This is a genomic window from Frondihabitans sp. GW821-FHT04F02, assembly GCF_059420045.1.
In genome coordinates this window covers 803,449-829,582 of the sequence record NZ_JBWKSZ010000001.1, presented here as the reverse complement: position 1 = coordinate 829,582, position 26,134 = coordinate 803,449, and the positions used below count along the sequence as shown (strand labels likewise).

General features: G+C 69.6%; 27 protein-coding genes. 13 read left to right on the top strand and 14 right to left on the bottom strand.

The genetic code is table 11. From position 1 onward, the window contains the following. Positions 1 to 43 precede the first annotated feature (43 nt). Together glpK and AC07TY_RS03910 are read right to left on the bottom strand one after the other, a co-directional pair. Positions 44 to 1,561: a glycerol kinase GlpK gene (gene glpK / locus AC07TY_RS03915; protein WP_488626151.1), complete on the bottom strand. Its 1,518-nt coding sequence runs from the start codon at positions 1,559 to 1,561 to the stop codon at positions 44 to 46. A 94-nt stretch (positions 1,562 to 1,655) separates the two neighbouring features. Beyond that, the gene (locus AC07TY_RS03910; protein WP_494784554.1) at positions 1,656 to 2,333 is read right to left on the bottom strand and encodes an MIP/aquaporin family protein; all 678 of its coding nucleotides are present in this window, start codon (positions 2,331 to 2,333) and stop codon (positions 1,656 to 1,658) included. Positions 2,334 to 2,562: 229 nt separating this feature from the next. Here AC07TY_RS03910 and dhaK point away from each other — a divergent pair, with 229 nt between their 5' ends. Genes dhaK through dhaM form a run of 3 tightly spaced genes read left to right on the top strand, consistent with a single transcriptional unit; the run spans position 2,563 to position 4,939 of the window. Then, on the top strand, positions 2,563 to 3,564 hold the full coding sequence (dhaK, locus tag AC07TY_RS03905; protein ID WP_494784379.1) for a dihydroxyacetone kinase subunit DhaK: 1,002 nt from the start codon (positions 2,563 to 2,565) through the stop codon (positions 3,562 to 3,564). A 33-nt stretch (positions 3,565 to 3,597) separates the two neighbouring features. Beyond that, complete coding sequence (gene dhaL / locus AC07TY_RS03900) at positions 3,598 to 4,242, top strand: dihydroxyacetone kinase subunit DhaL (protein WP_123504461.1); 645 nt, start codon at positions 3,598 to 3,600, stop codon at positions 4,240 to 4,242. Between the two features lie 4 nt (positions 4,243 to 4,246). Continuing rightward, entirely contained in the window at positions 4,247 to 4,939 is a 693-nt protein-coding gene (dhaM, locus tag AC07TY_RS03895; protein ID WP_123504462.1) for a dihydroxyacetone kinase phosphoryl donor subunit DhaM, read from the top strand. Positions 4,940 to 4,952: 13 nt separating this feature from the next. On the opposite strand, the gene AC07TY_RS03890 is transcribed toward dhaM, so the two are convergent. Continuing rightward, complete coding sequence (locus tag AC07TY_RS03890) at positions 4,953 to 5,372, bottom strand: YchJ family protein (protein WP_488626155.1); 420 nt, start codon at positions 5,370 to 5,372, stop codon at positions 4,953 to 4,955. A gap of 48 nt (positions 5,373 to 5,420) precedes the next feature. Between AC07TY_RS03890 and AC07TY_RS03885 the strand changes: the two genes are divergently transcribed. The 3 genes from AC07TY_RS03885 to AC07TY_RS03875 all read left to right on the top strand — a co-directional run bounded on the left by AC07TY_RS03885 (position 5,421) and on the right by AC07TY_RS03875 (position 8,077). After that, positions 5,421 to 5,597, top strand: coding sequence for a hypothetical protein (locus AC07TY_RS03885; RefSeq protein ID WP_488626156.1), 177 nt, complete (start codon positions 5,421 to 5,423; stop codon positions 5,595 to 5,597). A 51-nt stretch (positions 5,598 to 5,648) separates the two neighbouring features. Next, positions 5,649 to 7,091, top strand: coding sequence for an argininosuccinate synthase (gene argG, locus AC07TY_RS03880; RefSeq protein WP_123504464.1), 1,443 nt, complete (start codon positions 5,649 to 5,651; stop codon positions 7,089 to 7,091). 233 nt (positions 7,092 to 7,324) lie between these two features. Beyond that, entirely contained in the window at positions 7,325 to 8,077 is a 753-nt protein-coding gene (locus AC07TY_RS03875; protein WP_494784378.1) for a methyltransferase domain-containing protein, read from the top strand. A gap of 77 nt (positions 8,078 to 8,154) precedes the next feature. On the opposite strand, the gene AC07TY_RS03870 is transcribed toward AC07TY_RS03875, so the two are convergent. Then, positions 8,155 to 9,621 (bottom strand): MFS transporter, encoded by a 1,467-nt coding sequence (locus AC07TY_RS03870; RefSeq protein WP_494784377.1) that lies wholly within the window; start codon positions 9,619 to 9,621, stop codon positions 8,155 to 8,157. Positions 9,622 to 9,684: 63 nt separating this feature from the next. Between AC07TY_RS03870 and AC07TY_RS03865 the strand changes: the two genes are divergently transcribed. The 3 genes from AC07TY_RS03865 to AC07TY_RS03855 are packed head-to-tail and all read left to right on the top strand — an operon-like array spanning position 9,685 to position 12,194. Continuing rightward, on the top strand, positions 9,685 to 10,272 hold the full coding sequence (locus tag AC07TY_RS03865) for a TetR/AcrR family transcriptional regulator (RefSeq protein WP_488626195.1): 588 nt from the start codon (positions 9,685 to 9,687) through the stop codon (positions 10,270 to 10,272). A 57-nt stretch (positions 10,273 to 10,329) separates the two neighbouring features. Continuing rightward, positions 10,330 to 11,544: a sensor histidine kinase gene (locus tag AC07TY_RS03860; protein WP_494784376.1), complete on the top strand. Its 1,215-nt coding sequence runs from the start codon at positions 10,330 to 10,332 to the stop codon at positions 11,542 to 11,544. Continuing rightward, entirely contained in the window at positions 11,541 to 12,194 is a 654-nt protein-coding gene (locus AC07TY_RS03855) for a response regulator (protein WP_494784375.1), read from the top strand. The genes AC07TY_RS03860 and AC07TY_RS03855 overlap by 4 nt, the downstream gene beginning before the upstream one ends. Here AC07TY_RS03855 and AC07TY_RS03850 read toward each other — a convergent pair. The 3 genes from AC07TY_RS03850 to AC07TY_RS03840 form a co-directional block, all read right to left on the bottom strand. Then, on the bottom strand, positions 12,191 to 13,387 hold the full coding sequence (locus AC07TY_RS03850) for a glycosyltransferase (protein ID WP_488626197.1): 1,197 nt from the start codon (positions 13,385 to 13,387) through the stop codon (positions 12,191 to 12,193). The genes AC07TY_RS03855 and AC07TY_RS03850 overlap by 4 nt on opposite strands. Before the next feature lie 99 nt (positions 13,388 to 13,486). Next, positions 13,487 to 13,972 (bottom strand): NUDIX hydrolase, encoded by a 486-nt coding sequence (locus AC07TY_RS03845; RefSeq protein WP_494784374.1) that lies wholly within the window; start codon positions 13,970 to 13,972, stop codon positions 13,487 to 13,489. An 11-nt stretch (positions 13,973 to 13,983) separates the two neighbouring features. Further along, entirely contained in the window at positions 13,984 to 14,748 is a 765-nt protein-coding gene (locus AC07TY_RS03840; protein WP_494784373.1) for an SDR family oxidoreductase, read from the bottom strand. A 133-nt stretch (positions 14,749 to 14,881) separates the two neighbouring features. On the opposite strand from AC07TY_RS03840, the gene AC07TY_RS03835 reads away from it, so the two are divergent. The 4 genes from AC07TY_RS03835 (at position 14,882) to AC07TY_RS03820 (ending at position 17,684) form a co-directional block, all read left to right on the top strand. Then, the gene (locus AC07TY_RS03835) at positions 14,882 to 15,412 is read left to right on the top strand and encodes an NfeD family protein (RefSeq protein ID WP_123504471.1); all 531 of its coding nucleotides are present in this window, start codon (positions 14,882 to 14,884) and stop codon (positions 15,410 to 15,412) included. Continuing rightward, positions 15,409 to 16,404: an SPFH domain-containing protein gene (locus AC07TY_RS03830; RefSeq protein ID WP_123504472.1), complete on the top strand. Its 996-nt coding sequence runs from the start codon at positions 15,409 to 15,411 to the stop codon at positions 16,402 to 16,404. Before AC07TY_RS03835 ends, AC07TY_RS03830 begins: the two co-directional genes overlap by 4 nt. Continuing rightward, positions 16,401 to 17,156, top strand: a complete 756-nt coding sequence (locus AC07TY_RS03825) for a glycerophosphodiester phosphodiesterase family protein (RefSeq protein WP_494784372.1) — start codon at positions 16,401 to 16,403, stop codon at positions 17,154 to 17,156. Before AC07TY_RS03830 ends, AC07TY_RS03825 begins: the two co-directional genes overlap by 4 nt. Positions 17,157 to 17,318: 162 nt before the next feature. Beyond that, entirely contained in the window at positions 17,319 to 17,684 is a 366-nt protein-coding gene (locus AC07TY_RS03820; RefSeq protein ID WP_123504474.1) for an RNA polymerase-binding protein RbpA, read from the top strand. Between the two features lie 100 nt (positions 17,685 to 17,784). Here AC07TY_RS03820 and lnt read toward each other — a convergent pair whose 3' ends face one another. From lnt to AC07TY_RS03785, 7 genes are all read right to left on the bottom strand, one after another. Beyond that, on the bottom strand, positions 17,785 to 19,404 hold the full coding sequence (gene lnt / locus AC07TY_RS03815) for an apolipoprotein N-acyltransferase (protein WP_494784371.1): 1,620 nt from the start codon (positions 19,402 to 19,404) through the stop codon (positions 17,785 to 17,787). Positions 19,405 to 19,451: 47 nt separating this feature from the next. Next, positions 19,452 to 21,950 (bottom strand): DEAD/DEAH box helicase, encoded by a 2,499-nt coding sequence (locus AC07TY_RS03810; protein ID WP_123504476.1) that lies wholly within the window; start codon positions 21,948 to 21,950, stop codon positions 19,452 to 19,454. Between the two features lie 25 nt (positions 21,951 to 21,975). Continuing rightward, entirely contained in the window at positions 21,976 to 22,731 is a 756-nt protein-coding gene (tatC, locus tag AC07TY_RS03805) for a twin-arginine translocase subunit TatC (protein ID WP_123504477.1), read from the bottom strand. Between the two features lie 99 nt (positions 22,732 to 22,830). Next, positions 22,831 to 23,088, bottom strand: a complete 258-nt coding sequence (locus AC07TY_RS03800; protein WP_123504478.1) for a twin-arginine translocase TatA/TatE family subunit — start codon at positions 23,086 to 23,088, stop codon at positions 22,831 to 22,833. Between the two features lie 33 nt (positions 23,089 to 23,121). After that, the gene (locus AC07TY_RS03795; protein ID WP_123504479.1) at positions 23,122 to 24,129 is read right to left on the bottom strand and encodes a helix-turn-helix transcriptional regulator; all 1,008 of its coding nucleotides are present in this window, start codon (positions 24,127 to 24,129) and stop codon (positions 23,122 to 23,124) included. Continuing rightward, positions 24,122 to 25,141, bottom strand: a complete 1,020-nt coding sequence (locus tag AC07TY_RS03790; protein WP_123504480.1) for a helix-turn-helix transcriptional regulator — start codon at positions 25,139 to 25,141, stop codon at positions 24,122 to 24,124. Before AC07TY_RS03790 ends, AC07TY_RS03795 begins: the two co-directional genes overlap by 8 nt. A 57-nt stretch (positions 25,142 to 25,198) precedes the next feature. Next, on the bottom strand, positions 25,199 to 26,122 hold the full coding sequence (locus AC07TY_RS03785; protein ID WP_123504481.1) for an FKBP-type peptidyl-prolyl cis-trans isomerase: 924 nt from the start codon (positions 26,120 to 26,122) through the stop codon (positions 25,199 to 25,201). Positions 26,123 to 26,134: the final 12 nt, after the last annotated feature.

The following is a 26,134-nucleotide window of genomic DNA, read 5'->3' as shown; positions in this document are numbered from 1 at the left end:
ACTTCCTGCGGCCCGCTCTGTCATTCGTCTGCCCGACGGTGAATCAGTTCACGTCTTCGTCGACCCAGTCGAACGTGCGCGTCACGGCCTTCTTCCAGAGGCGGAGCGTGCGGTCGCGCTCCGCGTCGTCGAGGTTGGGCGTCCAGCGCTTCGACTCCTGCCAGTTGGCGCGGAGATCGTCGAGGTTCTCCCAGAAGCCGACGGCGAGACCGGCTGCGTAGGCTGCGCCGAGCGCAGTGGTCTCGGCGACGACCGGGCGGACGACCGGCACGTTGAGGATGTCGGCCTGGAACTGCATGAGCGCGTCGTTGGCGGTCATGCCGCCGTCGACCTTGAGCTCGGTCAGGTCGACGCCCGAGTCGGCGTTGACGGCGTCGAGCACCTCGCGCGTCTGGAAGGCGGTGGCCTCCAGGGCGGCGCGGGCGATGTGGCCCTTGTTCACGTAGCGGGTCATGCCGACGAGCGCGCCGCGGGCATCCGAGCGCCAGTACGGCGCGAACAGTCCCGAGAACGCGGGCACGAAGTACACGCCGCCGTTGTCCTCCACCGTGGTGGCGAGCGTCTCGACCTCGGGGGCCGAGTTGATGATGCCGAGGTTGTCGCGCAGCCACTGGATCAGCGAGCCGGTGACGGCGATGGAGCCCTCGAGCGCGTAGTGCGTCGGACCGTCGCCCAGCTTGTAGCCGATGGTCGTGAGCAGGCCGTTCTCGCTCTTGACCTTCTCCTCGCCCGTGTTGAAGATGAGGAAGTTTCCGGTGCCGTAGGTGTTCTTCGACTCGCCCTTGTCGAAAGCGGCCTGGCCGAAGGTGGCGGCCTGCTGGTCGCCGAGGATGCCGGCGATCGGCACCTCGCGCACCAGCGACGACGAGGACGCGTAGCCGTAGATCTCGGACGACGACTTGACCTCGGGGAGCATCGACTTCGGCACGCCGAAGACGTCGAGGATGTCCTGACGCCACTCGAGGGTCTCGAGGTCGAGGAAGAGCGTGCGTGAGGCGTTGGTGACGTCGGTCACGTGGACGCCGCCGTCGACGCCGCCGGTCAGGTTCCAGAGGACCCAGGTGTCGGTGGTGCCGAAGATCAGGTCGCCCGCCTCGGCCTTCTCGCGTGCGCCTTCGACGTTCTCGAGGATCCAGACGATCTTGGTTCCGGCGAAGTAGGTGCTGAGGGGGAGCCCGACGATGTCCTTGAAGCGCTCGACGCCGCCGTCGGCCGCAAAGCGGTCGACGATCTCCTGCGTCCGGGTGTCCTGCCACACGATGGCGTTGTAGACGGGCTCGCCGGTGTTCTTGTCCCAGACGACGGCGGTCTCGCGCTGGTTGGTGATGCCGATCGCCTTGAGGTTGTGGCGCGTGATGTTGGCGCGGGAGAGCGCCTGGCCGATGACCTCGCGCGTGTTCTCCCAGATCTCCTTGGGGTTGTGCTCGACCCAGCCGGCGCGGGGGAAGATCTGCTCGTGCTCGAGCTGCCCGGTCGACACGATGCCGCCCGAGTGGTCGAAGACGATGGCACGGCTGGAGGTGGTGCCCTGGTCGATTGCGAGGATGTAGTCGTCGCTCACGGTGTGAACTCCTTCGTTGATAGTTCAGATCGGTACGGGGTGGTGAGTTCATGCGGAGGCCCGGGCGACGGGAGTCGTCCGGGCCTCGGGGCCTCTAGGAGGCGAGGGGGAGGAGCGCGAACGACAGGAGCGCTGCGAGCGCGCCGCCGACGAGCGGACCGAGGACCGGCACCCAGGCGTAGCCCCAGTCGCTCGCGCCCTTGCCCTTGATCGGGAGGAAGGCGTGCGCGATGCGCGGGCCGAGGTCACGGGCCGGGTTGATGGCGTAGCCGGTCGGGCCGCCGAGGGAGGCGCCGATGCCGACGACCAGGAAGGCAACCGGGAAGGGGCCGAGCTCGGCGGGAGCCTTGCCGTTGCCGATCGCGATGATCACGAAGACGAGGACGAACGTGGCGATGACCTCGGTCACGAAGTTCCACGCGTAGCTGCGGATCGCAGGGCCGGTGGAGAACACGCCGAGCTTCGCAGCCGGCTCCGGCTCTTCGTCGAAGTGGTTCTTGTACGCCAGGTAGACCAGCACGGCGCCGATGATGGCGCCGATCATCTGGGCGAGCACGTACACGAGGAACTGGACGAACGTGATGTTCCCCAGGATCAGCTGCGCGATGCTCACTGCGGGGTTGAGGTGGGCGCCCGACTTGTACGACACCAGGATTCCGGCCATGACCGCGAGGCCCCAGCCGAAGTTGACCATCAGCGTGCCGCCGTTGAAGCCCTTGCTCTTGACGAGCGCCACGTTGGCGACCACGCCGCCACCGAGAAGGAGAAGCATCGCCGTGCCCACCGTCTCGGAGAGAAAAATAGTTCCCAGATCCACTTCGACCGTCCTTAGCCGTGAAAGCAGAGTTCCCCTGCTGGGTACTCCGCGATGAGCAATTGCCATCACCCTAGACCCGGCGCAGAGGTTTGCGATACCAACACGGTCGGACTTTGTTCTGTGTCTGGCTGTGTCCGTTACCGGAGCGGTACGGTAAGCGCATCAGCCGATTGGGAGGCCTTCGATGAAGAAGCTCATCAATGATCCGAAGAACGTCGTCGACGAGTCCGTGGAGGGGTTCGGGCTCGCCCATCCCGACATCGTGAGCGTCACGCCCGACCCGCTCTTCGTGGCTCGGGCCTCGGGGGCGGTGAGCGGCAAGGTGGCGATCGTCTCCGGAGGCGGCTCGGGCCACGAACCGCTCCATGCGGGCTTCGTGGGCGTGGGCATGCTGTCGGCCGCAGTTCCCGGGCCCGTGTTCACCTCGCCCACCCCCGACCCGATCGTGGCTGCGACGCTCGCCGTGGACGGCGGGGCAGGCGTGCTCCACATCGTGAAGAACTACACGGGCGACGTGCTGAACTTCGAGACCGCGGCCGACCTCGCGGACGCCGAGGGCGTGCGGGTCGTCTCGGTCGTCGTCGACGACGACGTCGCGGTGAAGGACAGCCTCTTCACGGCCGGGCGGCGCGGTGTCGCCGGCACCGTGTTCGTCGAGAAGGTCGCAGGCGCGGCGGCCGAGCGCGGCGACGACCTCGATGCCGTCGCCGCCATCGCCACGAAGGCCAACTCCGTCGTGCGCACCATGGGCGTCGCCCTCGCCGCGGGCATCGTGCCGCACGCCGGCGAGCCGAGCTTCGTGCTCGCCGACGACGAGATCGAGATCGGCATCGGAATCCACGGCGAGCCCGGACGCGAGCGGATCCCGCTCGAGCCGGCCGACGCGATCGTGGATCGCATGCTCGCGCCGATCCTGGAGGACCTCCCGTTCGCGTCCGGCGACAGGGTGCTCCTCTTCGTCAACGGGATGGGCGGCACGCCGCTCGTCGAGCAGTACATCGTCTACCGGCACGCTGCGAAGGTGCTCGCCGAGAAGGGCATCGAGGTCGCGCGTACGCTGGTGGGCAACTTCGTTACGAGCCTCGAGATGCAGGGCGTGTCGATCACCGTCGCGAAGCTGGACGACGAGCTGACCGAGCTGTGGGACGCCCCCGTCGAGACCGTCGCCCTCCGCTGGGGCCGTTGAGCCTCCGCCCCACCTCCTCTCGAAAGGATTGCCATGAGCCTCGGCCTCTCCTGGGTCACCGCCTGGGTCGCAGACACCGTCAAGGTCGTCTCCGACAACCGGCTCCACCTGATCGACCTCGACCGCGAGATCGGCGACGGCGACCACGGCGAGAACCTCGACCGCGGCTTCACTGCCGTCAAGGCGAAGTTCGAGAGCCTCCCGTCCGACTCGACGCCGGGCGAGGCGCTCAAGCTGGTTGCGACGACGCTGATCTCCACGGTCGGCGGAGCCTCCGGTCCGCTGCTCGGAACCGCGTACCTGAAAGGCTCGCAGGCGATCGGAGACCAGGCGGAGCTCGATTCCGACGCGGTCGTCGCCTTCCTGACGGCGGCGCGCGACGGCGTCGTGCTGCGCGGCAAGGCGGAGGTGGGCGACAAGACGATGATCGACGCGTGGACCCCGGCCGTCGACGCCGCCACCGCTGCCGCCGCCGACGGGAAGTCGCCGAGCGAGGTGCTGCGCGCCGCGTCCGACGCCGCCGCCGCGGGCGCCGTGTCGACCGAGCCGCTCGTGGCGCGCAAGGGCCGTGCGAGCTACCTGGGCGAGCGAGCCGTCGGCCACCGTGACCCGGGCGCCGAGTCGTCCTCTCTCATCATCGCCGCCGCGGCCGACGCGGCCGCCTCTCAGGAAGGCTGACCCCATGGCAGCACCAGTCGGAATCGTCGTCGTGTCGCACAGCTCGAAGATCGCCGAGGGCACGGTCGAGCTGGCCGCGCAGATGGCGCCCAGCATCACGATCGTGGCCGCGGGCGGCACGGACGAGGGCGGCATCGGCACCAGCTTCGACCGCATCTCGCAGGGGCTGACCCGGGCGCAGGGCGGATCGGGTGTCGTGATCCTGTGCGATCTCGGGTCCGCGATCCTGACCGCCGAGACTGTCGTCGACTTCCTGGACGACGCCGAGAAGGCGCTCGTCGTGATCGCCGACGCGCCCGTCGTCGAGGGCACGGTCGCCGCAGCCGTATCGGCCGAGACCGGTGGGTCGCTCGCCGACGTCGCGGCCGCGGCCCGGACGGCTACGGGGGTCGCCGACGCCCACGCCGACGAGCGCGACCTCAGCCGAGCGGAGGTGGCCGGCGCCGTCGAGCGATCGACGACGCTGATCAACCCGTCGGGCCTGCACGCGCGCCCCGCGGCCGAGTTCGTGAAGCACGCCGGAGCCTTCTCGTCGAGCATCCAGATTAACGGCGTCGATGCGAAGAGCCTGCTGCGCATCATGGGCCTCGGCCTGCCGCAGGGCTCGACCGTCTCGATCGTCGCGACGGGTGACGACGCGGTGGCGGCCGTCGACGCGCTCGTCCAGCTCGTCGACTCGGGCTTCGGCGAGGTCTGAGCTTCGGAGCGGGCTAGACCGCCTCGACGTACAGCCACCGGTTCTTCTGGCGCAGGAACGTCGACCGCTCTCGGAGCACGTGAGCGCCGTCGTCGTCTCTGAACCGCGCCTCGAACTCCACTGTGCCTTCGGTGTCGAGCATTCCGCCGCGCACCACGTCGAGGATGTCGAGCCGGAACCACCGGTCGGCCGGGTCGAGCTCGAGACTCGCCGGCCGTGTCGACGGGTGCCAGGTGGCGAGCAGGTAGGCCGCGTCGCCGACCGCGAAGGCCGAGTAGCGCGATCGCATCAGACGCTCGGCCGTCGGTGCCGACGCTCGGCCGCGGTGGAACGGCCCGCAGCAGGCCCCGTAGGTCTCTCCGCTCAGGCAGGGGCACCGGTCGGTGTCGGGCTTCGGCGCGCCCTCGCTCGTGGCGGGTCCGTCTGTCGTCATGGGGTCCTTGCTGGGCGGCGGGCGCCTCGGCGGTCGTAGGGTTGGGCTATGCGAGTGGTAACCCTAATCGTCGCCGTCCTGGCGAGTCTCTTCGCGCTGTACCAGCACCGGAGCGAGGCGAAGACCGACAAGGCCGAGGCCAAGGAGCACGCCGCGCGTGAGGCCGGGTATCCGAAGGGCCGCAAGGTCGCCGTGCCCAAGAAGCCGAAGATCACGCGCGGCTGACCCGCGTCGCCCGGTCGGGTCGGGGGCGAGGTTCGCACTAGGATTTTCGTCATGTCCAAAGTACTGAGCAGTCTCCCCGTCGGCGAGCGCGTCGGCATCGCGTTCTCCGGTGGCCTCGACACCTCCTGCGCCGTCGCGTGGATGCGCGAGAAGGGCGCTGTTCCGTGCACGTACACGGCCGACATCGGCCAGTACGACGAGCCCGACATCGACGTGGTGCCGGAGCGCGCGAAGGAGTACGGCGCCGAGATCGCGCGCCTCGTCGACGCCAAGAGCGCCCTCGTCGAAGAGGGCCTGGTCGCCCTCCAGTGCGGCGCCTTCCACATCCGCTCCGGCGGCAAGACGTACTTCAACACGACGCCGCTCGGCCGCGCGGTGACCGGCACGATGCTGGTCCGCGCCATGAAAGAGGACGGCGTCGACATCTGGGGTGACGGCTCCACCTACAAGGGCAACGACATCGAGCGGTTCTACCGCTACGGCCTCATGGCCAACCCGCGCCTGCGCGTCTACAAGCCGTGGCTCGACTCCGACTTCGTGAACGAGCTCGGCGGCCGCACCGAGATGAGCGAGTGGCTCGTCGCCCGCGGCTTCCCGTACCGCGACTCGACCGAGAAGGCGTACTCGACCGACGCCAACATCTGGGGCGCCACGCACGAGGCGAAGAGCCTCGAGGAGCTCAGCCACGGCCTCGACATCGTCGAGCCGATCATGGGCGTCGCCGCCTGGCGCGACGACGTCGAGGTGGCGACCGAAGAGGTGAGCGTCCGCTTCGAGGCCGGCCGCCCGGTCGCGATCAACGGCGTGGAATTCGCCGACTCCGTCGCCCTGGTGCTCGAGGCGAACGCCATCGGCGGCCGTCACGGCCTGGGCGCGTCCGACCAGATCGAGAACCGCATCATCGAGGCGAAGAGCCGCGGCATCTACGAGGCACCCGGCATGGCTCTGCTGCACCTCGCCTACGAGCGCCTGCTCAACGCGATCCACAACGAAGACACCGTGGCGAACTACCACAACGAGGGCCGCAAGCTCGGCCGCCTCATGTACGAGGGCCGTTGGCTCGACCCGCAGTCGCTCATGCTCCGCGAGTCGCTCGTGCGCTGGGTCGGCTCGGCCATCACCGGCGAGGTCACGGTCCGCCTCCGCCGCGGCGACGACTACACGATCCTCGACACCACCGGCCCCGGTCTCAGCTACCACCCCGAGAAGCTCTCGATGGAGCGCGTCGGCGACTCGGCCTTCGGCCCGGACGACCGCATCGGCCAGCTCACGATGCGCAACCTCGACATCGCCGACTCGCGCTCGCGCCTCGAGCAGTACGCCCTGTCGGGCCTGATCGGCGGAGCCACGGCCGACCTCGTCGGGTCGCTCGAGGCAGGGGAGGGCGAGCTCATCCTCGGTGCGTCCGAGCCCGTCGATGCGGCCACGGACGCCCAGGGGCGCGCCACCGACGCCGCCAGCGAGTCCGCGGCGTTCGACTCCGGCACCGACTAGGCGCAGCGGCAGCACCGGCGACGGCCGGGTCACCTGCGGGTGACCCGGCCGTCGTGCTGTGCGCGGACGATCGCGACGCTTCCGCCCACGATCGCGACATGACACCGCTCGACGTCGTGGTGCCATGTCGCGATCGTGGGCCGGGCGGGGGAGGGGCGGCGGGGGCGGGCACGTGCGGCGACGCGGGGCCGTGGGTAGGGTGGCACGCAGTTCCTGCGTCCGAGGAGGACGCCATGCCGCTTGACGCCGACGATCTCGATCCGCACGTCTGGGGTGCCGACGTCGCTCGCTCGTACGACCGGTCGTCGGCGGGGATGTTCGCGCCGGAGGTCGTGGGGCCGACGGTGGAGTTCCTGCGCCGGATCGCGGCGGGCGGGCCGGCACTTGAGTTCGCCATCGGCACCGGGCGCATCGGGCTTGCGCTGGCCGAGACGGGTGTCGCGGTGTCGGGCATCGAGTTCTCCGAGGCGATGGCCGCCGAGCTGGCGGCGAAGCCCGGGGGAGAGGCGGTGCCGGTCGTCGTCGGCGACATGGCCTCGACCCGGGTCCCCGGCGAGTTCGCTCTCGTGTATCTGGTATACAACACGATCACGAACCTGCTGACGCAGGAGCAGCAGGTCGCGTGCTTCGAGAACGCCGCGGCACACCTGCGACTCGGCGGCGCATTCGTCATCGAGACGTTCGTGCCGCGATTGCGACAGCTGGTTCCGGGGGAGAGGTACCAGCCGTTCGAGGTGACCGACACTCACCTCGGCTTCGACGAGATCGACACCGTCACGCAGCTGCTCGTGTCGCATCACTACGATTTCGCCGACGGTGCCGCGACGACGTTCTCGTCGCCGCACCGCTACGTCTGGCCGTCGGAGCTCGACCTGATGGCGATGCACGCCGGCCTGCGATTGGACCAGCGCTGGGCCGACTGGACGCGTGCGCCGTTCACGGCCGACAGTGCGGGTCACGTGTCGGTGTGGCGCAAGGTCGCTTAGGGCGTGCGCAACGGGGCAACTCCGGTCCGAAATCCGCATTACTTGACATAATGTGCATTATCAGCGCATTCGGGGACTTACTGCGCAGGATGGGGCACGGCCGTCACCGCGCCGCCGCGCCGGGCCCGCCACACACCCCACGCCACCAGCGCCGCGGCCATCGCCGTGAGGCTCAGCCCGCCGACCATCACGGCGTCGCGGAACTCCGCCGTCTGGGCCGCCGACCAGTGCGCCGTCGCGATGCTGCCGGTGAACAATGCCGCCAGGATCGTTCCGGTGACGGCGACGCCCACGCCGGTGGCGACCTCGGAGGCCGTGTCGACGAGGGCTGCGCCGATCGACGTGCGGTTCTCGGGAAGGCCGCGCATGACGTTGGTTCCGGCGACGACGCCGTTGATCCGGATGCCGGCGGCCACCAGGACGAGCGCTGTGGCGACCCACGGGTAGCCGAGGGTCCCGAGCACGCCGTAGACGGCGAGGCCGAGGATGACGCAGACGGAGCTCAGCCAGGCGGCGCGGTCCATTCCGATGCGCTTCACCAGCGGGCCGACGAACGGCCCGCCGGCGAGCAGGACCACCACCTGCGGCAGCAGGCCGACAGCTGCCAGCGCCGGCGGCCAGCCCCAGTCGAGCTGCAGCTGAAGGGTGACGAGGTAGCCGAGGCCGGCGGTCGCGAGCCCGGTGGCGGCCTTGTAGGCGAGGCCGGACGACACCAGCGGCCGGGCCACGAGCGCCAGGTCGAGCAGCGGGTGCTGAGCAGTCCGCATGCGACGGACGAAGAGCGCTGCTCCCCCGGCGGCCGCGACGGCTGATGCCCAGGCCGCCCAGGAGCTCGCGCCGAAGTCGACGAAGAGCGTCGGGGCGACCAGCGCGAGGACGATCGTCACCGTGCCCAGCACGGCGCCGGCGACATCGATGGGGTCGCGATGCAGCTCCCCCGGCTCGTCGACGGCGATGCCGCCGCGGATTCCGATCCAGGCGAGGACGGCGATCGGCACATTGGCCAGCAGGAGCACCTGCCACGGTGCGATGGCGATGACGAGACCGCCGACCGTCGGGCCGAGGGCCAGGCCGACGAGGCCGACCGTCGTGATCAGGCTCATCGCCCGCACGCGCAGGTCGTCGCCTGCGAAGAGGCGGAACGCCAGGGCGATCGAGCCCGGCGTCGTCATGGCCGCGGCCACGCCCATGAGCAGGCGGACGGCGATCAGCTGCTCGGCGCTGGTGACGAACGCGGTCGCGAGGCTGGCCACGGCGAGCAGTGTCAGGCCGATGAGCATCATCCGGCGGCGACCGAAGCGGTCCGACAGGCTGCCGAAAGCGAGCATGAGGCCGCCGAAGACCACCGAGTACGAGCCGGTCACCCACTGCAGCGCCGTCGTCGACGCCTGCAGGTCGCGGCCGATGGTCGGCAGAGCCACGTTCAGCACGGAGTTGTCGAGCATCTCGAACAGGAAGACCGCCGACAGGCCCGCGAGGGCGAGCCAGGCGGCTCGGAGAGTGGCGGGCTGCGTGCGCGCAGACGGGAGAATAGTGATGGACATGCCGTTAGGTTATGTCACTAAATTAAGTCACACAAGACTCAGTCGGTGGAGAAAGCGAGCGACATGCCCAGAACGAGCGAGCGCGGCGGGCCCCAGACGCGCGCCCGGATCCTCGAAGCCGCCAACCGCCTCTTCATCGAGCGCGGCTTCGACTCTGTGACGGTGGCTCAGGTCGCGAAGGACGCGGGCGTGTCGAGCGTGACCGTCTTCAACCACTTCCCGACGAAGGAGGATCTCTTTCTCGACCGCTCGGGTGACGTCGAGGCCCTGCTCCGGTCGGCCGCGCGTGAGACGGGCGATGTCGTCGAGTCGCTGCACCGAGCCATGGTCGGCCTCGCCGACGAGAAGCACGCCTTCTCGGGGTTGAGCGAACGGTCGGTCGAGTTCCTGCGCACGGTCGCCGGCTCCCCCGCGCTGATAGCGCGGGCCCGGGGCATCGCCGCCGGCCTCCAGCGCGTGCTCGCCGACGAGCTCGGGCCGGACGGGCGGATACTGGCCGTGTTCTTCGTCAACGGCTACGCCGCGGTGTTCGTCGAGACTGCCGCGGGGCTGCTCGCCGGCGCTGAGCCCGACGCGCTGGCGGCGGGCCACCGCGCCCGGCTCGAGGCGCTCTTCGAGGCGCTGCGACACGGGGTCGGCGACGGGAGATGACGCCCGACGCGACCTGGCAGGGCCGACTCCCCTTCGGCGGACGCTAGCGTAAGACCCATGTGGACATCCCTCGACCGTCGGCCCTTCGCGGTCGACGTCATCGTGGGCGTCGTCGCGTTCGGGTTCTTCGGGTGCCTGGACGTGTTCCGCACGGGCTGGATCACGCTTCCCGTCGACGCGCTGTTCGCACTGGCGCTCGTCTTCCGGCGCCGCTCCCCCGGTACGGCCCTCGGCATCTCCTGGCTCGGAGCGCTCGTGCAGCTGCTGGTCCTGCCCTCCTTCATCAACGGCAATGTCATGCTCGCCGTCGTCATCTTCGCGACGAGCCTGTCCGAGTCGCGTCTGGTCCGCCGTCTCGGCCTGGCGGCGAGCCTGGCCGGCGGCGTGGTCGCCAGCGTGAAGCTCGTCCTGATCACCGGGCTCTTCCTCCCCCACGGGCAGCACGCGTCGCAGCTCGCGGTGTCGCGGGTCATCTACTTCGTCGGCGTGGCCGGGGTCATCGCCGCCGCGCTCTCGCTGTTCTGGCTGCTCGGGACGATCACGGGCACGCGGCGGGCCCTCATCGCCGCGCGCCTCGAGCGCCTCGAGGGCGACCAGGAGCTGCTCCGGGCCGAGCTCCGAGTCGCCCAGGAGACCGAGCGCACGCGCCTGTCGCGCGAGATGCACGACGTGATCGGGCACTCGCTCGCGGTGATCATCGCGCAGTCCGACGGAGCCCGGTACGCCGTGGCGAAGAACCCGCAGGCCGCGACCGACGCGCTCGGCGTCATCAACCAGTCGGCCCGATCGGCCCTCGACGACGTCAGCGACCTGTTGAACGTGCTGTCGGGCGGCGACGGCCACGAGGGCTCGCTCGGCATCGCCGACCTCGAGGGGCTCGTCGCCAACCTCCGCTCGTCGGGGCTGGTCGTCGAGGTCGCCGAGACCGGCCACCGTCTGCAGCTCTCGACGGCGGGCGACCTCGCGCTCTACCGCGTCGTGCAGGAGGCCCTGACCAATGCGCTCAAGCACGGCGGACCCGGCACCCGCGTCGATGTCGCCATCTCGTGGACCGTCGACGGCGTCGGAGTGACCACGCACACCACCGAAGACGGCGGCCCCGGTCTCATCGCCGAGGCCGACCGGCCTCGCCTGGGCGGCTACGGCCTCGCGGGCATGGTGGAGCGCGTCCGCCTCGTCGGAGGCACCGTCGAGAGCGGCCCGCGCGTCGACGGCGTCACCGGCTTCGGAGTCGCCGCTCGAATCCCCCACCACCCAGGAGCTCCCGAGTGACCGAGATCCGCATCGGCCTCGCCGACGACCAGCCCCTGTTCCGCGCCGGGATCCGGATGATCCTCGACTCGCAGGACGACTTCGCCGTGGCGTGGGAGGCGTCCGACGGCGGCGAGGCGGTCGAGAGAGCGACCTCCGAGCCGGTCGACCTGATCCTGATGGACATCGAGATGCCCGTGACGGACGGCGTCGAGGCGACCGCGCGCATCCTGGCCGCTGACGGGCCGGCCCCCAAGGTCGTCGTGCTCACGACGTTCGAGCTCAACGACAAGACGTTCAAGGCGATTCAGGCGGGTGCCTCGGGCTTCCTGCTCAAGAACGCCGACCCCGAGTTCCTGCTCGCTTCGCTTCGCACGATCCACTCGGGCTCGGCCGTCGTCGCGCCCTCGGTGATGACCGGGCTCGTCGAGCGGTTCGCTCGCCGCCCGACGACGGCCGGGACCGATGCGCTCTCGGAGCTCACCGCCCGGGAGCGGGAGATCTTCTCCCTGCTGGCGGCGGGCCTCAGCAACAACGAGATCGCCGACGACCGCCACCTCAGCGATGCGACGGTGAAGTCGCACGTGAGCAGGATCCTCGGCAAGCTCGATCTGCGCGATCGCGTCCAGCTGGTGATCTTCGCCTACGAGAACGGCCTCGTTCGGAGCTAGGCGACCTCGGCCTGGCGGACCGGGCCGGTGGTGGGGTGCGCGTCGTGGGCCGAGATGTCGTGCGTGGCGGCCTCATGTGCCGCAGTCTCGCTCTCCACGATGTCGTCGAGCGTCGGCTCGGACGTGCCGACGTTCTTGTAGACGATGCGCGACTGGTAGAGGTAGCGCAGGGTGAAGCCGATCGCGATCAGGCCGGCCTGCACGAGCACGCTGTGCAGCGAGGTCGTCTCGACGATGAGCCAGAGCAGGAACGTGCGGACCGCCGACTCCGTGCCGTTGAAGGCGAAGGTGTGCCACCAGCGCTTCCACACGGTGCGGGCGCCGGCCTTGAGGTCGTTGAAGATGAAGCGCTCCTGCAGCAGGAAGTTGCCGATGATCGTCGCGACTGCGGCGATGCAGGCGGCGGCGAGGTAGCCAACGCCGAACTGCTGCAGGCCGTAGAGGATGGCGAGGTTCGCGACGGCGCCGAGGGCTCCGATGGCGGCGAAGCCGGAGATCCGGCCGAACTTCAGGTCGAACAGCTGGCGGCCGAGGGCGATGCCCTGCTTCATGTCGGCCTTGGATGTTCCCGCGAGCCGCGCTTCGAAGACGAGGGGCACCTCGGCGACCGACAGCGACTGGCGGGCGAGGATCTCGAGCAGGATCTTGAAGCCGCGGGCGTGGAGGCCGTCGACCTCGATCGAGCCGCGGCGGAGGCCGAAGAAGCCCGACATCGGGTCGCTCGTACCATGCAGGCGGCTTGGGAAGAGCGCCTTGGTGACCTTGATCGACGTCTGCGAGACGAGACGGCGCACGCCGCCCGACAGGCCGTCGCTCGATCCGCCGTCGACGTGGCGCGAGGCGACGACGACGTCGGCTCCCGTGGCGTCGCCCTTGGCGAGGATCGCGGGGAGGGTCTCGGGGCGGTGCTGCAGGTCGCCGTCCATGACGATCGACCAGCGGCTCGTCGTCGAGCGGAGGCCCTCGATCACGGCACCGGAGAGTCCGCCGACCGGGTTGTCGCGGTGCAGCAGGCGCACCGGGAGCACGTGCCTCGACGCGACCTCGCGGACCACGTCGGGCGTGTTGTCGTTCGAGTCGTCGACGAACAGGATCTCGGCGTCGATGCCCTCGACGGCTTTCTCGACGCGGCGCACGAGCTCGGCGACGTTCGGGGCTTCGTTGAAGGTGGGGACGATGACGGTGAGGTCCATGGCTCGAGCCTACGAAGGGCGCCTCGCCCGCCGATACGGCCGAACGGCCCAACCTCGTCTCATCACATGTGTTGAGACGAGGCCCTGCCGGCCGAGTGCTTACTGGCCGAGTGCCCGCCGGATGATGCCGGGCAGATCGAGAGGCTCGAACTGCTCAGTGGTCGTGGCGAGCTCGTCGAGGCTCCACCAGCGCGACTCGACGATGTCGACCTTCTCGTCGTCGGTCCAGTCGTCCGAGACCACCTCGAAGTGCGGCAGCCGCACGACGTAGAACTCGGCGTGGCCGTGCGTGTGGTCGGCGGCGTCCCACTCGACCTCGAAGTCGGAGGTGAAGACGACCTCGCCGGGATCCGAGATGACCTGGCCGGTCTCTTCGTGGAGCTCCCGGATCGCGGCGTCGCGGTGCGACTCCCCCGGGTCGACCCCGCCGCCGGGCGTGATCCAGCGCGAGACGCCCGAGGTGTCGGGCGACCTGGTGTCCATCAGCAGCACGCGGTCTGCCTCGTCGAGCACGATGAGCCGCGACGTGAGACGCAGGATGCGGCGCGAGCGGCCGGCGTCGCCGGCAGGGGTGGGGGTGGTCACGGCGCCGACGCTCAGACCGCGGCGAAGTCGGAGACGTCTCCGACCAGCCGGGTGTTGTCGGAGGGGACCTCGTCGAGCGCGGCCGCGGCCACCTCGGCGGCGAACTCGGCGACGTTGTAGAGCTTGCCGGCCGACTCGCGGCGCGACGAGATGGCGCCGGGGTTGGAGCGCTCGAGCAGCGTCGCCGTGATCGTGCCCTCGATCATGTCGCCCGACACGACGGTGAAGCCGATGCCCCTCTCGGCGAGCATCGGGATCAGCTCGCGGAGGGCGTCCTCGCCGGCGCGCTTGCTCAGCGCCACGGGGAGGTACTCGGGCATGGTCTCCGTGGTGCGGATGAAGTGCGCCTGGTGGCTGGTGACGAAGACGACGCGCGAGCCCTCGGCCATGAGCGGCAGCGCCTTCGTGAGCACGTCGACCTGCGCATCGCGGTTGAGCTGGAGCGCGTAGTCCGCCGCCATGCCCGACTCCATGCCGCCCGACGCGTTGAGCACGAGCACGTCGAGACCGCCGAGCTCGGCCTCCACCCGGTCGAACATCCCCTGGACCGACTCGGGGTCGGTCAGGTCGGCGCCGATCGCTATGGCCGATCCGCCGCCGGCGACGATCCTGTCGACGAGCTGGAGGGCGCGCTTCTCCTTGTTGCGGTAGTTGACGACCACCGAGGCGCCGGCCTCGGCGAAGTACTGGACGGTGTCGGCGCCGACTCCGCGAGAGGATCCGGTGACGAGGGCGCGGCGACCCGCGAGGCTGCCTGCGGCGAGGGGGTTGGACACTCTGGGGTACTCCTGTCGATGCGGCGAAAACGTGCAGCCTCAGGCTACCAAGCGGAGCGCGGACTGCTAACGTGGGGCAAGCAGCCGAAATTCTGTACCTTACCTTTTCGGTCCGATTCCCAAGGAAGGGAGCATGACGATGACCGAGTTCTTCGCCGACTACTACTGGGTGCTCTGGATCGGATTGATACTGCTCTTCGTGATCGTCGAGGTGACGACCGTCGAGTTCACCTTCCTCATGCTCGCCATCGGCAGCGTGGGCGGCCTCCTCGCCGGCCTGTTCGGCGGCGAGTTCTGGTTGCAGGTGATCGTCGCGGCGATCGTCTCCCTGCTGCTCCTCTTCACGGTGCGCCCGCCCCTCCTGCGTGCGCTGAAACGCGGCGGCGATCAGACGAAGACCGGCGTCGAGGCCCTCCTCGGCCTCGCCGGCATCGTGGTCGTCCCCGTCGTCGGCGGCGACCCCGCGGCCGGCCCCGGCCAGGTCAAGCTGTCGAACGGCGAGACCTGGAGCGCCCGGCTCCTCGCCCCCGAGGGGTCCGGCACCCTCGACACCGGCACGCCGGTCGTCGTCACGGCGATCGAGGGGTCGACGGCCGTCGTCGTCCCCGGCACCACACCGCCCAGCAAGCCCGTCTCGCCCACCAACCAAGGGAGCCTCTCATGAACGTCGACGCAGCAGCCATCGGGGGGATCGTGCTCGTTCTCGTCCTCATAGTGGTCGTGATCTTCGTGCTGGTGATCCTCTTCCGCGCGATCCGGATCATCCCGCAGGCCACGGCCGGCGTGGTCGAGCGGCTGGGCAAGTACCACAAGACCCTCTCCCCCGGCCTCAACATCCTCGTGCCGTTCATCGACCGCGTGCGGCCGCTGCTCGACATGCGCGAGCAGGTCGTCTCGTTCCCACCCCAGCCCGTCATCACCGAGGACAACCTCGTGGTCTCGATCGACACGGTCGTCTACTTCCAGGTGACCGACGCCCGTGCGGCGACCTACGAGATCGCCAACTACCTCGGCGCCGTCGAGCAGCTGACCACCACCACGCTCCGCAACGTCGTCGGCGGCCTGAACCTCGAAGAGGCCCTCACCAGTCGCGACAACATCAACGGCCAGCTGCGCATCGTCCTCGACGAGGCGACCGGCAAGTGGGGCATCCGCGTCGGCCGGGTCGAGCTCAAGGCCATCGAGCCGCCCCTGTCGATCCAGGACTCCATGGAGCAGCAGATGCGCGCCGAGCGCGACCGACGCGCCCAGATCCTCCGCGCTGAAGGCACCAAGCAGGCCGCCATCCTCCAGGCCGAGGGCTCGCGCCAGGCGTCGATCCTCGAGGCCGAGGGTGCGGCGAAGTCGCAGGTCCTGCGTGCTCAGGGTGAGGCCGAAGCCATCCAGACCGTCTTCAAGGCGATCCACGACGGCGACCCCGACCCCAAGCTGCTCGCATACCAGTACCTCCAGACGCTGCCGAAGATCGCCGACGGCACCGCGAGCAAGGTCTGGATGATCCCGTCCGAGTTCACCGAGGCGCTCAAAGGCGTCGGCGCCGGCTTCCTCGGTGCCCGCGATGCGATGAAGGGCGAGGGCGCCGGAACTCCCGGTACGCCGCCCGCTCCGGCGCCCGCGCCGACGGCCCCCACCTCGGCGGGCCCCTCCGCCGAGTGACCACGCGCTGGTTCGACCGTCGGTCCCCTCGCGTCATCGCGCACAGGGGGCTGGCGGTCGGCGAGCCGGAGAACACTCTGCCGGCCTTCCTGCACGCTATGGCGCTCGGCGTCATGCATCTCGAGACCGACGTCCACGCGACCAGCGACGGTGTCGCCGTCCTCAGCCACGACCCCGATCTGCACCGCGTGGGCGGGCCGCAGTCGCCCATCGCCGGGCTGACGGCGTCGGCGGTGCGCCGTATCCGGCTTCGGGGAGACGTCGAGATCCCGACGCTGGCCGAGGCGCTGCACGCGTTTCCCGATGCCTGCTTCAACATCGATCTGAAGCACGACGCCGTGGTCGAGCCCGCCGTCGCCGCCATCCGGTGCGCGAACGCGATCGATCGCGTCCTCGTCACCTCCTTCGACGAGAAGCGCCGGCGCCGCGCCGTGGCCGACCTGCCCGGCGTGGCGACGTCCGCCTCGTCGCCCGGCGTGATCCGCGCCGTCGTCGCCGCGCAGACGCGGGTACCCCTTCTCGCGCGCCTGGCGATGAAGGGCATCCACGCGCTGCAAATTCCGGAGCGGCAGGGCTCGCTCCCTGTTCTGTCGTCGGCTCTCGTCCGCGCCGCGCACGCCAACGGCGTCGAGGTCCATGTGTGGACCGTCAACGAGACGGCCGACATGGAGCGTCTGCTCGATCTGGGCGTCGACGGGCTCATCACCGACCGGGCCGATCTGGCTGTCCCCGTCGTCACTGCGCGACCGTGAGCGAGCGCTAGTGCGTTCTGCTCCGAACACCAGACAGGAAAGCCAGGTCGTGACGGCAACTCCCGATCCGCTGTGTGCGCACTGTGAGTTTGGGGCCGCCGAAACAAACCTTCATCTTAAGTGGTTACAAAGGGAGATTGCAACGCGAGAGGAGACCACACAATGGCAGATCGCAGTTTGCGTGGAATGAGGCTCGGAAGCCAGAGCCTCCAGAGCGAAGAGGGCGTCGAGTTCTCGCCCCGTAAGAAGGCCATGTTCCAGACGGCGGACGGTTCGACGTTCGAGGTCGTCTTCGCGGCCGAGGCCGAGGTTCCCGAGTCGTGGCAGTCGCCGAAGTCGGGTCAGGAGGGCACGCTGCTCTCCGAAGACGGCAAGCCCGTCGACATCGACCGCGGCGACGTGAAGACGCCGCGCACCCACTGGGACATGCTCCTGGAGCGCCGTACGCGCCCGGAGCTCGAGGAGCTCCTGCAGGAGCGACTTGACTTCCTGAGGGCGCGCAAGGGTCAGCAGAAGATCGGCGCCTAGCCTCACCAGCTCAGGCCGCACGACAGCCAAGTCGCGCCCGACCACTCAGGTCGGGCGCGACTTCTGCGTCGTTGCTGCGCCCGTGCCCGGAGAGAGCGATTCACGCGGCGCGAGCCAGCCGACGAGCGCGCTTCGCCACCCGGTGACGACGCTCGGCTTCGGCGTACCCGGAGCCGCGCAGCAGCACGCGGGCCAGCACGAGCGACGCGAGTCCGAAGAACATGACGAGCTGCTCAAGGGCGGCCCCGGCGAAGACAGCCGGCGTGGTGCCCGTGCCGAGAGTGATCTTCGTGACCATGGCGCCCGGGCGGAACGCCGGGATGCTGTCGATCGTCGCACCGTCGGCCGAGATGACGGCACTCGAGCCGACGGTCGACACGTTGACCAGCGGCCGCGCGGTCTCGATGGCCCGCAGGCGCGCGATGGCGAGCTGCTGCGTGTTCTCGTCGGTCTGCCCGAAGTCGGCGTTGTTCGTCTGGGCCAGGATCACCTTGGCCCCGTCGTCGACCATCTGCCGGGTGAGGGCGTCGTCGACGATGTCGAAGCAGATCGAGATGCCGGCTCTGATGCTGCCGACGTCGAGCACGTTCGAGTTGGTACCCGGTGTGAGGTCGCGGGTGAGCAGCCCCACGAGCGATGGGGCCAGCGCCATGAAGAAGGGTCGGTCCGGCACGTACTCGCCGAAGGGCACCAGGTGGCGCTTGTCGTACTGGGCCTGCACCGCGCCGTCGTTCCAGACGACCGAGGAGTTGTAGTCCTTCGACCCGCGCTGGGTGATGACTCCCGAGACGATCGGGGCGTCGTAGGCCTGCGAGAGCGTGTCGAAGATGTACGTACCGTAGGGGTCGGTCGTCGGGTTGCGATCTGACGCGCCCTCGGGCCAGACGAGCATGTCGATCGTGTCGGAGGGCCGCACGCCGTCGTACGTGGCGAGCACCTGGGCGTTCGTCAGGTCGCCGTAGTCGTGCTTCTGGAAGAACCCCGCCTTGCTGTTGCCCTGCACGGCCGCGATCGTCGACGTCCCTGCCGACTGCGTGGGCCATGCCGGCACGGCCAGGACCGCGACGATCGCCGTGAGCCCCACCAGGAGTCGGGTCGAGCGCACGAAAGGCCGATCCACGATCAACTGGAGCAGGAACGCGGCGAGGCCGACGAGCACGAAGCTGAGGCCCGACACCCCCAGCCACGCGGTCAGCGGCGCGAACGGGCTCTGCGACTGGCTCTCGGCCACGCGGCCCCACGAGAAGCCGCCGTACGGGTAGTGGCCCGCGACGAACTCACGGCCGGTCCAGAGGCCTGCGACGACGACCGGCAGCAGCAGGGTGCGGCCCAGCGTGCCGGGCCAGACCCGAGCGACCCAGCGATAGGCGAGGGTGATGGCGATGCCGCCGACGGCGAAGATGACCGCTTCGAACCCGGCCAGCGCGAACCAGGGAACGGGCCCGAGATACGTCGCGACCCAGTCGATCAGGACGAAGAAGAAGGTTCCGCCCGAGGCGAGCCCCACCAGAAGCGACCCGCCCACGCTCCGACCCTGGAGGGCGAGGAGGATCAGCGCCGTGCCCGGCACCGCCAGGATCCAGATGTTCTTGTCGGGGAAGGCGAACTCGAGCAGCGCCCCTCCGCCGGCGCCGACGATGACGGCCATCCACAGGGGCAGACGGAAGTCGGCTGAGCGCGGCGGACCCGATAGGGGCGGCGCGCCGAAGAGTCGGGGCACCCGACGAGTCTAAACGGCCCAGTCGGGGGCCTGGCCCGGAAAGCGCCCTAGACCGTGCTGTAGGAGACGATGCCCCGGCGCACTGCGTCGAGCGCCTTGCGGGCCGTCGCGCCCACGGGCGGGTCGGCCACCATCGAGAGCTGGTCGAGCAGGTCGATCGTCTGCTTGGTCCAGCGCACGAAGTCGCCCGCCGCGAGCTCGGCATCGTCGAGCACGGTGTCGAGGTCGGCGCCGCGCGCCCACTTCTGCATCGCCAGGGCGATGCCGGGCGACGGCTGCGACGTGCCGGGCAGCCGGTGCGACTGCTCCAGGTCGTCGAGCTCCGACCAGATGGTCTGCGTGCGGTCGAGCGCCGTGCGGTACTCCCCGCGCGGCAGGAAGCGGTCGCCCAGCATCCCCTCGTCTCGTCGCGGCTCGTACACGAGAGTGGCGGCCATCGCTGCGAGCTGAGGCACGTCGAGCTGGTTCCAGACGCCACGGCGCAGGCACTCGGCGACGAGGAGGTCGCGATCGCCGTAGATGCGGCGCAGGGTGCGCCCCGGCGCCGCGACCTCGACCTCGGTCGTGCGGGAGACGCTCGACGAGTCGCCCTGGGCCGAGCCGTCGGGCGGGATCAGGTAGCCGAGGTCGAGGAGCACGTCGGTGACGCGGTCGAAGATCTTCGCGACGGCTCCGGTGCGACCGCGGATCTGCGCTGAGAGCTGGTCCGTCTGCTTCTTCAGCTTGTACCAGCGCTCGGCCCAGCGTGCGTGCTGCTCTCGCTCGGGGCAGGCGTGGCAGGGGTGCGAGCGCATCTGCCGACGCAGCGACGTGATCTTCTGCTGTCGGCGGTCGCGTTCTCCGCGGCTCTGTGTCTCGGCGCGAGACGCCCCCTGCTTCTCGAGGTCGGCGATCTCCTGGCGGATGATCATGAACTCGCCGAAGTCGCCGAGGTGACACTGCATCGAGTTCGCGTAGCCGTCGAGCGACTGCTGCTGCGAGCGGACCTTGCGGGCGAGGTCGACGACGGCGCGGTCGGCCTGGAACTGCGCGAAGGAGGTCTCGAGCACCTCGCGCGTGCGCGAGCGCCCGAACCGCTCGATCAGGTTGACCGCCATGTTGTAGGTGGGTCGGAAGCTCGAGTTGAGCGGGTAGGTGCGGCGGGAGGCGAGTGCGGCGACCGCCTGCGGGTCGAGCCCCTGCGCCCACTGGATCACCGAGTGGCCCTCGATGTCGATACCGCGACGACCGGCACGACCGGTCAGCTGGGTGTACTCCCCCGGCGTGATCGGCACGCGCGACTCGCCGTTGTACTTCTCGAGCTTCTCCAGCACGACGCTCCGCGCCGGCATGTTGATGCCGAGGGCGAGCGTCTCGGTGGCGAAGACGACCTTGACGAGCTTCTTCTGGAAGAGCTCCTCGACGACCTCCTTGAACGCGGGCAGGAGACCGGCGTGGTGCGCGGCGACACCCCGCTCGAGCCCTTCGAGCCACTCGTAGTAGCCGAGCACGGCGAGGTCCTCGTCGCGGAGGGTGCGGCAGTGCTCGTCGACGATCTGCCGGATCTCGTCGCGGTCGGCCGCGGAGGTCAGTCGGATGCCGGAGCGGAGCACCTGGCGCACCGCCTGGTCGCAGCCGACGCGGCTGAAGACGAAGAAGATGGCCGGCAGCAGGTTCTTGCCATCGAGCAGCTCGACGATCCGCCAGCGGTCCATGCGGCCGAAGTTCTGCGGGCCGCTCGGGCCGGGACGCGCGGAGTCTCGGCCGCGGTAGCCGTGGGATCCCGAGCCCGGTCGCCCGCCACGGCCGCCGGCGCGGACGTTCAGCGACGCCGCGCGGACGAGCTCCGGGTTGACCCGGTTGGTGGCGGCCTTGCCGCTGGAGTCGAACAGGTCGAGGTACTTGCTGCCGACGAGCACGTGCTGCTGGAGGGGCACGGGGCGCTCCTCGGAGACGATGACGTCGGTGTCGCCGCGGACGGCCATCAGCCAGTCGCCGAACTCCTCGGCGTTCGACACGGTGGCGCTCAGCGACACCATGCGCACGTCGAGCGGGAGGTGGATGATGACCTCCTCCCAGACGGCACCGCGGAAGCGGTCGCCCAGGAAGTGGACCTCGTCGAGCACGACCCAGCGGAGATCCTCGAGCAGGTCGGAGCCCGCGTAGAGCATGTTGCGCAGCACCTCGGTCGTCATCACGACGATGCGGGCACGCGAGTTGACGTTGGTGTCGCCGGTCAGCAGGCCCACCTCGGAGGCGCCGTACTCGGCGACGAGCTCCTGGTACTTCTGATTGCTGAGCGCCTTCATCGGCGCCGTGTAGAAGACCTTGTGGTGGGGATCCTGCATCGCGAGATGGATCGCGAACTCCGCCACCAGGGTCTTGCCCGCACCGGTGGGAGCGGCGACGAGGACGCTCCGGCCTTCCTCGACGACCTCGCAGGCCGCGATCTGGAAGGGGTCGAGGCCGAAACCCAGTCTCGAGCGGAACGCCTGGAGCTGGGGGGTCTTGGAACGGTTGCGCGACGCTGCGAAGCGCTCGGCAGGAGACGGATCGCTGCTGGTCACGCGGTCGAGTCTATGCGCGCGGGGCTCAGGCGCCCGCGAGCTCTGCGTCGAGCGCGGCGACTCGGCGTGCGGCCCGGAGGTCGTGCACGTAGGTCACACCGCAGGCGGCGAGGAACAGCAGGATCATCGGAACAGCCAGCAGCAGCATCGAGATGACGTCGGCGGCAGGGGTGACGATCGCGGTGAACAGGACGATCAGGATGATGGCCACGCGCCAGCTCTTGATGATCGACTTGTGCGAGATGACGCCGACGAAGTTGAGCAGCACGAGGAACACCGGCAGCACGAAGGCGACGCCGACGGCGAGCACGAGCTTCAGGACGAAGTCGTAGTAGGTCTTGGCGTCGATGATCGACGAGTCGTCTTGCGAGATGAAGCTCGTCATCACCTGCACGATGTGCGGAAGCACGAAGAAGCCGGCGCAGCAGCCCGCGAGGAACAGCGGGATGGCTGCCCCGAGGAACCCGAGCGCGTAGATCTTCTCCTTGCGCACCAGGGCCGGGACGATGAACGCCCAGATCTGGTACAGCCACACCGGGCTCGAGATGATGATGCCCACGGTGATGGTGATCGTGAGCTTCAGGTCGAAAGCGCCAGTGATGTTGCCGAAGTTGAGCGACGCGAGACGGTGGCCGTCACCGGCGATGGTCTCGACGGGCGCCCTGAGAATGTCGAGGACGTACTCGGAGAGGAACCATCCGGCGATGGAGCCGAGCGCGATGGCGACGGCCGCGAAGAAGAGCCGCTTGCGCAACTCCAGGAAGTGCTGCCCGAGGGACATCCGCCCCTCGGCGCTCTTCGAGGAGCCCGCACCGCGGCGCTTCGCCGCAGGCCCATCCAGACCTGGCCCGCCCCCAGGAACTGAGGTCGCGGCCACGCGCTACTGCTTCGGCGGGAGGTCGGTCGACGTCGTCGTGGTCGGGTGGACCGTCGTGTCGTTGACCGTGCCGGCCGACGGAGCTGCACTGCTCGTGTCGGTGGGCTTGTTGTCGTGGTTGGGAGCGATCTCGGTGCGGAAGATCTTCATCGACTGGGCGATGCTCTTCGCGAGACCCGGCAGCTTCGGCGCACCGAAGAGGAGGAGCAGGATCACGAGGATGATCAGAAGGTGGGGCCATCCAAAGGCGTTACCGAACATGGTAGTTGCCTCCTTGCAAGTTCGTAGGGATGGCTAGTCTAACCCGCCGTCGACCGAAAAGAGCTCATCCTCGCCATACCTGTGACTTGCTCGTGAGACCCAGTCGGAGACCGCGTCGCGAGCGGAGGCCGGGGCGATGACCACGGGACGCCCGGGCAGGCCGGAGATGAGCCGGGCGAGGGACCCGAACTGGTTGACCCGCAGGTGCAGGCGGGTGCGGGATGTTCCTGCGCCCTCGATGTCGTCGGGAGCGTAGTCGGCGAGGAACGAGGACGCCGCGGTGTCGATCTCGACCGTCACGACCACGTCGTCGGGTGATCCCTCGAACAGCTTCTCGGGCAGAACGACATCGGACGCCGTGAACGAGATCGGCTGGTCGGACACCGCCGGCGCGGCGATGCGGTCGAGTCGGAAGGTGCGGACGGCCTCGCGCAGGTGGTCGTAGCCGCGGAGGTACCAGTCGGCGTCGAGCGACTCGACGCGCAGGGGGTCGACGCGGCGGCGCTCGACCTGGCCGCGGACTCCGGCGTAGTCGAACTCCAGCTGCACGCCCGCCTCGACGGCGCGCTCGACCAGCGCGAGGAGGTCGTTCGTCGGGGCGTTCTCGACGGCGACCTGGCTCGGCGCGCTCGACGCCCCGCGAGACAGCTTCGACATCAGGGTGGCGATGGCGGCGCGGTCGGCGTTCTCAGGCAGCGACGAGAGGTACTGCAGGCCGGCGATCATGGCGGCGGCCTCGCGCGCCGAGAAGCGCGGCGAGTCGTCGATGGCGACCATGTTGGTCAGAACGATGACGCCGTTCTGCTCGAAGTCGTCCCAGGCGATGTCGAAGAGGTCGCCGTGCTGGTATTGGGTGGTCTCGCCGGGAATCCCTGAGACGGCTATCAGCTCGACGGCGCGCTTGATCTGCGCGACCGGGACTTTGAAGTGGGCGGCGGCCTCGGCGATGCTGACGCTCCCCCTGTCCATCAGGTAGGGGACCAGCGAGAGCAGGAACGCCAGCTTGTCTTGCGCCTGGAGCGCGGGGGCGCGTTCAGCCACGGGAGGCCTCCGAGTCAGCGGTGCCGCGATGGTCGGCGACGAGGGCGGCGAGGCGCGCGACGACCAGCGCTCGGATCTCGGGCGGCGAGACGGCCTCGACCTCGGGGCCGAACGACGCGAGCTCGTCGGCGAGGAGGTGGCGGTCCGACCAGTGCACGGTGAGCGCGCCGTCGAGCCGGCGCACGGTGCCGCGGCGCTTGAGCAGGCGCGTCTCGGCATCGGATGCCGGGTCGGCGCGCACCACGGCGATCTGGGCCTCCCACAGCGCCTCCAGGTCGGCGAGGGCGCGCTCGGCGGTCGCGTCGGGGGGCACGGTCGCCGTCTCGGCGGTCACTGCGACCGGGCTGACGATGCGCGAGAGCAGGAACGTCCGCCACCCGTCGGTCTCCGGGTCGATGGCGGAGCACAGCCACCGCCCCTGGAACTGCACGAGCGCGTAGGGCACGACGCGGCGTGCGCGAGGAGCGTCGTCGCCGGGCTTGAGGTAGTCGAAGCGCACGACGAGTCGGCGGTCGAGCGCGGTCTGCAGCGGCTCGAAGGCGGCGTCGCGGGAGCGGATGCGGGGCGCGTAGTCGAGCTCGGGAACCGGCGCCGTGCCGCCGAGGCTGCGGAGCTTGAGGAGAGCGCGGCGCGACTCCCCCGAGAGCGTGCCCTCGCGCCAGACCATCGCCGCCAGGGTCAGAAGAGCCGTCTCCTCGGACGAGAACGCGATGTCGTCCGGCAGCTCGTAGGCACCGCGAGGGATGCGGTAGCGGAGGTTCTGGTTGTTGCCGGTGTCTCCGGGCTCCTCGATGGTCTCGAGGGGCACGCCGAGCTCGCGGATGTCGTCTTTGTCGCGTTCGAACTGGCGCTCGAGGGCGGCGTTGTCACCCTGCGTCCAGCGCTGGCGGTAGCCCTGGACAGTGGAGAGGATCTCGGTCTTCGTGAGTCCGGTCTCGGTCGCGAGCAGGGCGAGGACGAGGCTGAAGAGCCTCTCTTCGACGGGGACGCGCGGAGCGCGGGAAGCGGGCACGACGACGATCCTAGATCAGTCGGGTGCCGCGACGAGCGCGGGGCGTGCGGGTGCGGATCAGAGGGCGCCGAGCACGTCGAACACGTACACGTAGGTGCTCGCGGTGGTGGCTCCCTTGGCCGGCGGTACGACGACCATGACCTGCGAGCCGACCGGCTGGCCGATCAGAGCCGAGCGGACGGAGGCGGCGATCTGGCTGGAGCCGAGGTCGACCGTGGTGGCCGCGCCGGTGTCGGTCCAGGTGGAGCCCTGCACCGTCGGGGTCGAGGCCCAGTCGACGGCGGTGTACTGCACGATCGCGGTGTCGCTCTTGGTGAGGACGTGGCCCGAGCCCTTGCGGATCAGCTGGACCTTCTCGGTGGTCGGCGCCGCGACGTCGGGGATGCTGATGCCGGGAGCACCGTTCGCCGCGGTGACGACGGCGGGCATGTTGTTGACGCCGCGCACGAGCCGGCCGTCGGCCTTGGGGAGGAACGCCTTCACGATGTCGACGACGGCGATGTACGCCGGGCCCGACTTGTCGGTCTTCTTGGCGGTGGTCGAGGTGAGCTCGCTGGCCTTGACGGCGACAGCGACGCGCGAGCCGACGGTCGAGCAGACGAGCGCGTCGGCGATGGGGCCGCCGCTGGTAGCGCCGACGGTGAGGGGAGCAGTCGGCGTGCCATAGGAGCTCGACGAGACGACGTCGCCGGTGGCGCCGCTGTAGATCGTGTACTTGATGAGCACGGGCGTGCCGTCCGTGATGACCTGGCCGTGGCCCGCGACGAGAGTCGACACCTCGGTCTGCTTCGTGTTGATCGGCGTCGGGATCGACACCGAGGTCGGCTTCTTGCCGACCGTGCCGCTGGCCGAGACGACGCTGGAGGCGTCACCCGAGGCCGGGGTGGTGCACCCGGCAGAGCCGGGAGCGGTGCTCGTGGAGCAGGCGGTCAACGTCGCCAGGAGTCCGGCCGTAACGATCAGCGCGGGGATCTTGCGCACGAGTCCTCAATT